The sequence below is a fragment of the Sphingomonas yantingensis genome (assembly GCF_014199325.1).
Classification (GTDB): domain Bacteria; phylum Pseudomonadota; class Alphaproteobacteria; order Sphingomonadales; family Sphingomonadaceae; genus Sphingomonas; species Sphingomonas yantingensis.
The window spans coordinates 134,887-144,901 of record NZ_JACIJJ010000005.1; the positions used below are offsets into that span (position 1 = coordinate 134,887).

The window sequence follows — 10,015 nt, forward strand, 5'->3', positions numbered from 1 at the left end:
GTGATATTCATGGCCCAAGGGCCGTGTCGCCGTTCAGGCGACGGCGGCGGGATCGAGGACGAAGGCCTGTCGCCCGGCCAGCGCCTCGATCTGCGACAGATAGGCCTGGAAATGCGGGGTCGCCCGGTGCGCGGCGACTGCGTCGGCATCGGCGTACAACTCGTCGAGGACGAAGCGGCCGGGCGTCGTGGGGTCGGTCCACAGGTCGTAGCGATGGTTGCCGGGTTCGCCGCGCGAGGGCGCAAGCATCGAATCCAGCAGTGTGCGCAGATTGGCTTCCTTGCCGGGCCGCGCGGTGAGGATCGCGACGATCTTGACGGGGGTGGGCATGGCGTTTGCTCCAGTGAACGGCGGGGCGCCGGTCGGACGCCCCGCCGATGGTCGTCATCCGCGGGCGGCGAGCGCCTCAACGAAAGCCTTTGCCAGCGGCTTGTCCGAGGCGGGGTTCTGGCCGGTGATGAGCTCGCGGTCGGTGACGACGAAGGGGGCGAAGTTCTGGGCCCCGTTCTCGACGCTGCCGCCCGCGGCGGTGAGGGCGCGCGGCATGTCGAAATAGAGCTTGGCCTTCAGGATATGCTCCTCGGCCACCTTCTCCTCGTTCGCCGAGAAGATCGTCATGCGATAGCCGCGATAGGGCCAGTCGCCTGCCGCTTCAGCCGCCTTGGCGTCGTCGCCCGCGACCATCGCGGCGCGGAAGCCCTTCGGATCGGCGGCGGCGCCCGCCAGCGCGATGGGGCCGTGGCAGAGGAGCGCGGTCGGCTTGCCCTCGGTATGGAAATGCGCGAGCGCGCGGCCCACCGTCTCGTCCGGCATCAGGTCGGTGATCGGGGCGTGGCCGCCTGGCACGAATACGCCCGCAAAGCCGTCGAGGCCCGCGTCCACCACCTCTGACAGCTTCTTCGGCGCGTTCATCGCGGGCGAGTGGGCGTAATAGCCGCGCGCCTCTTCGAGCGCCTTTTCATCGCCGCCGAAATGCTCTGCGGCGTCGGAAACGGGATCGATGGTCGGCTTCGCGCCGGTCGGCGTCGCGAGGACGATCTCGTAACCCGCCGCCTCGATCGCCATCGCGGGCACGACGGTTTCGTTGAGATACTGCCCGGTCTCGACCGTGCCGCCGCCCTGCACCTCTAGCGTGGTCGCGTTCGAGCCGATCACCAGCACCTTGCCCTTGCTCATCGAAAGCCTCCTGTCGGTCGTTTGATTGAATGATGCGCGCATATGGGACCGCGCCGCGCGGTTTCGAGACCGGTCGCTCAGGCGGCGCAGTCGTTCGCGGCGGCGTGCGCCGCGATCTCGCCCGCGGTGGTCCACCAGATGCGCGGGTCGTCCGCCTCGCGCAGCCGGGTCAGCACGCGGGCAAGCGCTGGGACGCGGTGCGCCTGGCCCATGATATAGGGGTGGAGCGCGATGCCGAGCACGACGGGCCGGCGGTCGCATTCGGACAGCAATTGCTCGACCGCCGCGTCGATCATCGCGCAAAAGGTCTCGGCCTCCTGCTTGCGGCCGATGATCGCGGGGATGTCGTTGATCTCCTGCGAATAGGGAACCGAGAGGAGGTCGCCATGCGCGGTCGACAGGCGAACCGGCTGGTCGTCGTGCGCCCAGTCGAGGACGTAGCGATAGCCGGCCTCGGCCAGCAGGTCGGGGGTGTCGGCGCTTTCCGAAATCCAAGGGCCGAGCCAGCCGGTGGGCCGCACGCCGAGCGCCGCGAGCCGGTCGGTCACGTCGGCGATTAGCCGCGCCTCCTCCGCGCGGCTAAGGTCGCCCTGCGCCTCGGCATTGGTGGCACCGTGGGCGGCGATTTCGTCGCCGCGGTCGCGGCAGGCTTCGGCCAGGCCCGGACATTGATCGAGCACGTCGGCGTTGAGGAGCGCGGTGGTGCGAAGGCCGAGCCGATCGAACAGGTCGAACAATCGCCAGACGCCGACGCGATTGCCATAATCGCGCCAGGCATAGTTCATCACGTCGGGCTGCGTCTTCGCCGGTGCGAGTTCGGCGCCGTGGCCGTCGCCGAAGCGAAACACCTCGTGATTGACGCCGAGATAGAGGGCGAGCCGCTTGCCACCGGGCCAGTCATAGACGGGCCGGTCGGTGATCGAGCGATAGGGATAGCGGCCGTGAGAAGATGACATGCGGCCCGAACGCCGGGCCCGCCGATATTATCCCGCGGCGCGCATCCGCTCGTCGTCGCGGCGCGCCGAACGGCGGAGAGCGGCGGCGAGTTCGACGGGCGGGCTGGGCTTGGGACAGACGGTCGCGGCCGGATAGCGGCGGCGCATCTCGCCCTCATCCGCATGACCCGAATGAAAAATGATGGGCACGCCCGCAGCATCGAGCTGGTCAGCGGCGGGGAAGACGGTCGCGTCGGCAAGGCGGACGTCGAGCACCGCGGCGGCGAACTTCGCCTGATGCCGCGCAATCGCCTCCTGTGCCTCCACCAGCGTCGTGTAGGGGCCGTCGACGTGGAAGCCCTCACCCTCGATCGTCGCCTGAAGATCAAGGGCGATGAACAGTTCGTCTTCGACGAGCAGAACGGTGTCAGTCACCCGCCAGCACGCTTTCGGGCAGATTGACTTCGATCCAGAAGGCGCCGTCGTCGGTGCCCGTCGTCATGTTTCCACGCAATTGCCGCACGCTCGTTTCCACCAGGATCGATCCGAACCCCCGCTGGGCCGTCGCCGCATCAAACCGACTGGCGCCTTCCTCGTTCCATCTGAGCGTGATTCCACCGTCCTGTGGCATCCATGCAATGGCGAGCGAGCCGGCATGGTCGGTGCCGAGCACGCCGTACTTGACCGCATTGGTCGCCCATTCGTGGAGGATAAGCGCCAGCGGCGACAGGCAACTCCGGTCGAGCGCCACCGGCGGTCCCTCGATACGGACGGCTGCGTGGTCGCGGTACGGGGCCAGCGTCGCCTCGACGATTTCGTCGAGACTGACCGCCTGCGGCTCGCCCGCCGGCGAGGCGAGCGAATGCGCGCGGCCGAGCGCGGCGATGCGCGTGCGCAGGTCGTCGGCGAAGTGGCGCACGTCGGTCTCGACGCGGGCGGCGACCGAGATCATGCCGGCGATCACCGCGAACAGGTTCTTCACCCGGTGGTTCATCTCGCGCAGCATCAGATCGCGCGTTTCGGCGAGCGCATATTCGGGCGTGACGTCGATCGACACGCCGATCAGCCGCGGGGGCGTGCTGCCCGCGACGATCCGGCCGAAGCCCTTGACCCAGCGGACCTGCCCGTCGCCCTGGCACACGCGGAAGGTCGCCTCGAAATCGGCATGGCTTCCCACCGCCCGATCGATCGCGGCGCGCACGGCGTCGCGATCCTCGGGATCGATCTGTTCCATCAGCGGGTCGATATGGCCGGCATCGGCGGCATCGACCTCGAACAGCCGCTGCTCGATCCCGTCGAGCACCGTTGCGCCGGTTTCGGGGCAATATTCCCAGACGCCGATGCCCGCGGCCTTGATGGCGAGGTCCAGCCGTTCGCGCTCGCCGGCCAGCTGCCGCTCCAGCGACAGCGCATCGGTGATGTCGGTGAGGACCAGCGAGGCGCCCGCAACCTCGCCATTCTGCGTGCGATAGGGAAGGACGCGCATCGAGAAGACGTGATTGCCGTCGCGCGTCGTCACCCGCCGCTGTGTGGCAGGCGCCCCGCCGGCGACGGCACTGGCGTCGTCCAGATGCTCGTGGCCCAACAGCCGGCTGGCCACGTCGGTCAGCGGGCGGCCGCGATCGGCGGGCTTCAGCGGGAAGATCGCGGTCGCCGCCTCGGTATAGTTGCGCACGTTGAGGTCGGCGTCGAGCACGACGACGGCGAGGTCGGTCGAGGCGTAGAAGTTGCGCAGGTCCGAATTGGCGATGGTGAGCTGGTCGACCTTGCTCTTGAGCTCGTCGTTGACGGTGGACAGCTCCTCGTTGGTCGACTGGAGCTCCTCGTTCATCGACATCATTTCTTCGTTGGAGCTCTTGAGCTCCTCGTTCGCGGTCTCCAGCTCCTCGATCGCCGAGCGCAGGCGATGGCGCGTCAGGCGCAGCTCGTCCTCCAGCGCCTCCATATGGTCGTCGCTGTCTTCGAGATCGTACAGCTCCCCCTGGTCCGCCGGGCGGAACGGGCCGCTGTCGCGGAACACGAACAGAAGCGTGCCGTCGCCGAGCGGATCGCAGATGATCTCGGTCGGCTGGACGCCGTAGTCGCCCTCGATCGCCACGTCGCGGGCGACGACGCGGCGCCGCTCGTCGCGCGCCTGGCGCAGGAGCGGACCGATGACGGTGCGAAGGCCCCCGCGGGCGAGATTGACCGCGCTGCTCCCGCCGGTGCGCGTCACCGGAAACTCGAAATAGCGCGACAGCTTGCCGTATGCGGCGACGATGCCGCCGTCCTGGTCGACGATCAGGCTGGGCGGGGCATAGCGTTCCATCACCCGGCGGACGGCGACGGCCTCGTTGGCAAGGGTGGGGGGGCTGTTGCCGATCTCCCGCTCACGCCGGGACGCCAGCTGCCGACCGCTGCCGGGGAGGTCGATCGGATAGCTGGGCGCGCCGGGGCCGCGTTCGAAGATGCGCGCCTGCTGGTCGACCGAGTGGAACAGATGATCGAACCGCCCGACACTTTCCGAAGGGCCGAGGAACAGAAACCCGCCGGGGCGCAGCGCATAGTGGAACAGCGGCAACACCGCCTGTTGCAGCCGGTCGTCGAAATAGATGAGCAGGTTGCGGCAGGAGACCAGGTCGATGCGCGAGAAGGGCGGGTCCTTGACGAGGCTGTGGCTCGAAAAGCGGATCAGGTCGCGGATCTGCGCGGTGATCTGGAACCGCTCTGCATGGGGGATGGTGTAGCGTTCGCGAAGGTCGAGCGGGAGGTCGGCGAGTGCGGAGGCCGGATAGGTGCCCTCTCGCGCGATCGCTAGCATCTGCTCGTCGATATCGGTGGCGAAGATCTGGACCGCGAGCGGCTGGTTCGTCCGGCGCGCGGCCTCGGCGAACAGCATCGCGATCGTGTACGCTTCTTCGCCGCTGGAACAGCCGGGGATCCAGATGCGCAGGTCCTCGTCGCCGGGGCGGCCCGCCAGCAGCGGTTCGACGACGCGCGTGCGCAGCGCCTCGAACGCGTCGGCATCACGGAAGAAGCGGGTGACGTTGATGAGGAGGTCGCGAAATAGCGCCTCGCACTCCTCGGCATCGGTTTTGATCCGCGCGAGATAGGCGCGGCCGGTGTCGAGGCCGAGGACGTGCATCCGCCGCTCGACCCGGCGAACCAGCGTCGATCGCTTGTAGCCGGAAAAGTCGTGGCCGACCGCGGTGCGCAGCGTCTTGCAAAGCTCGTCGATATGGTCGGCGACGACGTCGGCCTCGTCGTCGATCGGATCGCGGCGGCGTGCGAAAAAGCCTTGAAGACACGCAAGGATTTCGCTGGCGGGCTTCACGAAGTCGATGAGGCCGGTCCCGACCGCCGACAGTGGCATCCCGTCGTAGCGCGCGCTTTCGGGCTGCTGGACGACGCAGACGCCGCCATTTTCCTTGATCGCGCGCAGGCCCGTGGTCCCATCTGCGCCGGTCCCCGACAGGATGACGCAGGCGGCGTTCGCCTGCTGGTCAGCGGCGAGCGAGACGAAGAAGTCGTCGATCGGTCGGCGAAGGCCCCGCGGCTGCTGGAAATCGGTGAGCTCGAGCACGCCGGCGTTGATCGCCAGGCCCCGCCCAGGCGGGATGATGTAGACGGTATCGGGCTCGATCCGCTCGCCGCCCGCGCTTTGCAGAACGGCGAGGCTGGTGTTCCGATCGAGAAGCTGCGCCATCATCGATTCGTGATTGGGATCGAGATGCTGGACCACGACGAAGGCGAGGCCGGTCGGCAGCCGCGCAGGCGCCAGCATCTCGCGCAATGCCTCCAGCCCGCCGGCGGAGGCACCGATGCCGACGATCGGGACAGTGGCGGCGCTGTCGCCCTGCGCCCCGTTATTCATGATCGGCACGATTGAGGTCGTCGAGCATGATCTTGGCCTGCGCGACGGTCGCGGCGGTATTGGCGATCGCGAGCAGCGTGCCCTCGACGACGATCCCCGCATCGCCCGCGATCGGTGCCAGCCGGCCGAGCGTCGCCGCCAGCTGCTCGTCGTAATCGGCGAGCAGGTCGGGCTGCGACCGGCTGACGTCGAACTGCGACGCGAACATGAAGCGCACCGTCCCATCGGTGCCGCGCAGCCGCGACATGTAGAGGAGGTTGACGAAGGGGGTGCCGTCCTTCCGGAAATTGACGATCGGCGTGCGGACATTGGCCTGTCGCGGCTGAGCCAAGAACTCGCGCAGCCGCGCGCGCGCCTCTTCGTTGGTGGCCTGGCGCTGGAGCATCCGGCAATTGCGGCCGAGCACGTCGTCCGCGTCATAACCCGTCAGCGTGCAAAATGCCTGGTTGACGAACAGGAGCGGGTTGTCGTCTTCGGCCGACGCGATCGCCAATGCGACGCGGGAGTCCCGGAGATAGGCGGACAGCGCCTCGGGTAGATGGGTTTCCAAACGCTGGACCACTTTCGAACGACGAACCGAAACGTCGTTCGATAACAGCCCGGCGGGGATAAACAATCGGCCAAAGCGTGCGCTCGCGCACCGTCGATGGTCCGGTTCGGACCGCGGGCGTCGGTTGCGCTCAGGCCGGAGCGGCGGCGAGCAGTTGCTTGAGCGGCACCGCCGTGTCGGCGAGCGCGGCGGGATCGGGCCGTGCGCCTGCCTCGATCAGCTTGCGGCCCTGGACGTAGTCCTTGACGCTGTTGACCGCGTCGATTGCGATCAGCCGCCCGTCCTTCAGATATGCGACGGCAAAGGATCGCGCGGCCGGATCGCCGCGCAGGACCGCGCGGTCATGGCCTACCGACAGCCCGGCGGTCTGGAGCTTGAGGTCGTACTGGTTCGACCAGAACCACGGGAAGGCTGCATAGGGTTGCGGATCGCCGGTGATCGCGCGCGCGACGCAGGTCGCCTGGTCGTTGGCGTTCTGCACCGACTCGACGCGTATGCGGATGCCGCCCGCATGGTCGTTCTCGAACGCCGCGCAGTCGCCGATCGCGTAAATGTCGGGCAGCGAGGTGCGGCAGTGGTCGTCCACATCGACGCCGTTGCTGCCCGCGGCGCCCGCGGCCAGCAGCGGCTCGACCGCGGGGACGATGCCGATGCCGACGATCACCGCGTCGGCGGGCAGGATGCTGCCGTCCGCCAGCTTCACGCCGTCGACGCGGCCCGTGCCGACGAGGCAGTCGACCGCGCCCCCGGTGCGCAGATCGACCCCGTGCGCGCGGTGCTCCGCCTCGTAGAAGGTTGACAGTTCCGGGCCGGCGACGCGGGCGAGGACGCGCGCCAACGCCTCGAGCAGCGTCACCCGGCAGCCGAGCTTGGTCAGCACCGCGGCTGCCTCCAGCCCGATATAGCCGCCGCCGATCACGACGATGTTGCGGGCACCGCCGTCGATCTCGCCCATCAGCTGGTCGCAGTCGGCGCGGGTGCGGACGGCGTGGACCCCCGCCAAGGTCGCACCCGAACAGGTCAGCCGGCGCGGCTCGCCGCCGGTCGCCCAGACGAGCGTGCCGTAACCGACCGACCGCCCGTCCGACAGCGACAGGCGCTTCGCGGCGGGATCGACCGCTGTCACGGCGACGCCAAGCAGCATCTCCACCGCCTTGTCCGCCCAGAAGGCGGCGGGGCGGATGTAGAGCCGCTCGAACGACTTCTCGCGCGCGAAATATTCCTTCGACAAAGGCGGGCGTTCGTACGGCAGTTCGGGTTCGCGCCCGATCATCGCGATCGAGCCGCCAAAGCCCTGCTGCCGGAGCGCGATCGCGCATTGCGCGCCGCCATGGCCGGCGCCGACGATGACCACGTCATAGGCGATATCGATCGTCTGCATCGATCAATCCGTACGCGTTTCGCCCACGATTGCCAGCACGTCGCGCGCGAGTTCGGCGCGGCAGATCAGCAGGTCGGGCAGGTACACGTCTTCACGATTGTATCGCAGCGGGGTGCCGTCGATCCGCGAGCAATGGAGCCCGTGGGCGAGCGCGACGGCGACGGGCGCCATCGAGTCCCATTCATACTGGCCGCCGGTGTGAAGGTAGATGTCGGCCTCGCCGCGCACCACCGCCATCGCCTTTGCCCCCGCCGATCCCATCGGGATGCGTTCGGCGCCCAGCCGCTCGGCGACCGCGACGGCTTCGGGGGCCGGGCGGGACCGGCTGACCACCATGCGCGGCGGGCGCGAGGGGGCGGCCAGTGACTGCGGCCGGTCGGAGCGGAGGACCACGCCTGCATCGGGGAGCGCCACCGCGCCGGTCACCGGCTCGCCGTCGATGGCAAGGCCGACATGGACCGCCCAGTCGGCACGCGCTTCGCCATATTCGCGGGTGCCGTCGACAGGGTCGATGATCCAGACGCGCGATCTGGTCAGGCGCGTGCCGTCGCACTTCGCTTCTTCGGACAGCAGGCCGTCGTCAGGACGCGCCTCGCGCAACGCGTGGACGAGGAAGGCATTGGCAGTCTGATCGCCTGCCTTGCCGAGCGCCTTTGGCGAGAAGACCCCGCTCGCCCGAACCTCGCGCAGGATGCGGCCCGCGGTCTCGGCCAGATGCGCGGCGAGTTCGGCGTCGTCCATCGCGCTCATGGGATCAGCCTTTCGACGATCGCGTCGGCGGCCTCCTCGGCGGTCATGCCGGTCGTGTCGATGCGGATCTCCGGATCGTCGGGCGCTTCATAGGGGCTGTCGATGCCGGTGAAGTTGGCGAGCTGGCCCGCGCGCGCTTTGGCATAGAGGCCTTTCACGTCGCGCGCCTCGGCATCAGCAAGCGGCGTGTCGATATGCACCTCGATGAATTCGCCCGGCGCCATCATCCGGCGCACCATCTCCCGCTCGGCGCGGAAGGGCGAGATGAAGGCGGTGATGACGATCAGGCCGGCATCGGTCATCAGCTTGGCGACCTCGCCCACCCGGCGGATATTCTCGACGCGGTCGGCGTCGGTGAAGCCCAGGTCCTTGTTGAGGCCATGGCGGACATTGTCGCCGTCAAGGAGGAAGGTATGCCGGTTCATCCGCGCCAGCTTCTTCTCGACGAGATTGGCGATCGTCGACTTGCCTGCGCCCGACAGCCCGGTGAACCAGAGGACGGCGGCCTTCTGGTTCTTGAGCGCGGCGTGATGCTCGCGGTCGAGGTCGACGGGCTGCCAGTGGACGTTCTGCGACCGGCGCAGGCTGAAATGCAGCATCCCCGCGGCCACGGTCGCGTTGGTCAGCTTGTCGATCAGGACGAAGCCGCCGAGCGTGCGGTTGTCGGCATAGGGCTCGAACACGATCGGCCTGTCGGTCGACAGCGTGGCGACGCCGATCGCGTTCAGGTCGAACGTCTTGGCCGCAAGCCGCTCCATCGTGTTGACCGCGATCTGGTATTTGGGCGCCTGCACCGTCGCGCTCACGCTCTGGGTGCCGAGTTTCAGCCAGTAACTACGGCCCGGCAGCATCGCCTCGTCCGCCATCCAGACGAAGGTCGCCTCGAACTGGTCCGCCGTCTGCGGGGGGGCATCGGCGGCGGCGATCACGTCGCCGCGCGAGCAGTCGATCTCGTCGGCCAGCGTCAGCGTCACCGACTGGCCCGCGATGGCCACGTCAAGGTCGCCGCCGAAGCTGACGATCCGCGCGACGCTGCTCGTCTTGCCCGACGGAAGTACGCGCACCTTGTCGCCGGGGCGAATCTCGCCGCTGGCGATCAGCCCGGCGAACCCGCGAAAGTCGAGGTCGGGGCGATTGACCCACTGGACGGGCAGGCGGAACGGCCGGGCGCGATCCCGCTCGGCATCGATCTCGACGCGTTCCAGATGCTCGACAAACGAGGGACCGGTGTACCAGGGCGTGTTGGGGGAGGGGGCGGTGATGTTGTCGCCCCTGAACCCCGAGATCGGCATCGCGGTGAAGGCGGCGATACCGATGCTCTCGGCGAACGCTCGATAATCGGCGACGATGTCGTCGAACTTTTGTTGGTC

General features: G+C 68.4%; 9 protein-coding genes. All 9 read right to left on the reverse strand.

The genetic code is table 11. From position 1 onward, the window contains the following. Positions 1 to 33: 33 nt before the first annotated feature. Positions 34 to 330, reverse strand: a complete 297-nt coding sequence (locus FHR19_RS15780; protein WP_184030458.1) for a putative quinol monooxygenase — start codon at positions 328 to 330, stop codon at positions 34 to 36. Between the two features lie 54 nt (positions 331 to 384). Then, on the reverse strand, positions 385 to 1,176 hold the full coding sequence (locus FHR19_RS15785; protein ID WP_184030460.1) for a type 1 glutamine amidotransferase domain-containing protein: 792 nt from the start codon (positions 1,174 to 1,176) through the stop codon (positions 385 to 387). Positions 1,177 to 1,253: 77 nt separating this feature from the next. Further along, a complete protein-coding gene (locus tag FHR19_RS15790) occupies positions 1,254 to 2,132 on the reverse strand; it encodes a polysaccharide deacetylase family protein (protein WP_184030462.1) in 879 nt (292 codons plus the stop codon). A 27-nt stretch (positions 2,133 to 2,159) separates the two neighbouring features. Continuing rightward, positions 2,160 to 2,546: a response regulator gene (locus FHR19_RS15795; RefSeq protein WP_184030464.1), complete on the reverse strand. Its 387-nt coding sequence runs from the start codon at positions 2,544 to 2,546 to the stop codon at positions 2,160 to 2,162. Further along, the gene (locus FHR19_RS15800) at positions 2,539 to 5,964 is read right to left on the reverse strand and encodes a CheR family methyltransferase (protein ID WP_184030467.1); all 3,426 of its coding nucleotides are present in this window, start codon (positions 5,962 to 5,964) and stop codon (positions 2,539 to 2,541) included. The genes FHR19_RS15795 and FHR19_RS15800 overlap by 8 nt, the downstream gene beginning before the upstream one ends. Next, complete coding sequence (locus FHR19_RS15805; protein ID WP_184030468.1) at positions 5,957 to 6,514, reverse strand: PAS domain-containing protein; 558 nt, start codon at positions 6,512 to 6,514, stop codon at positions 5,957 to 5,959. The genes FHR19_RS15800 and FHR19_RS15805 overlap by 8 nt, the downstream gene beginning before the upstream one ends. 130 nt (positions 6,515 to 6,644) lie before the next feature. Beyond that, positions 6,645 to 7,895, reverse strand: a complete 1,251-nt coding sequence (locus FHR19_RS15810; RefSeq protein ID WP_184030470.1) for an NAD(P)/FAD-dependent oxidoreductase — start codon at positions 7,893 to 7,895, stop codon at positions 6,645 to 6,647. 3 nt (positions 7,896 to 7,898) lie between these two features. Further along, positions 7,899 to 8,636 carry a 3'(2'),5'-bisphosphate nucleotidase CysQ gene (locus FHR19_RS15815; RefSeq protein ID WP_425505978.1) on the reverse strand — a complete coding sequence of 246 codons (738 nt, stop codon included), beginning with the start codon at positions 8,634 to 8,636 and terminating at the stop codon, positions 7,899 to 7,901. 5 nt (positions 8,637 to 8,641) lie between these two features. Beyond that, a partial coding sequence (gene cysC / locus FHR19_RS15820; protein ID WP_184030475.1) for an adenylyl-sulfate kinase occupies positions 8,642 to 10,015 on the reverse strand: 1,374 nt, incomplete at its 5' end.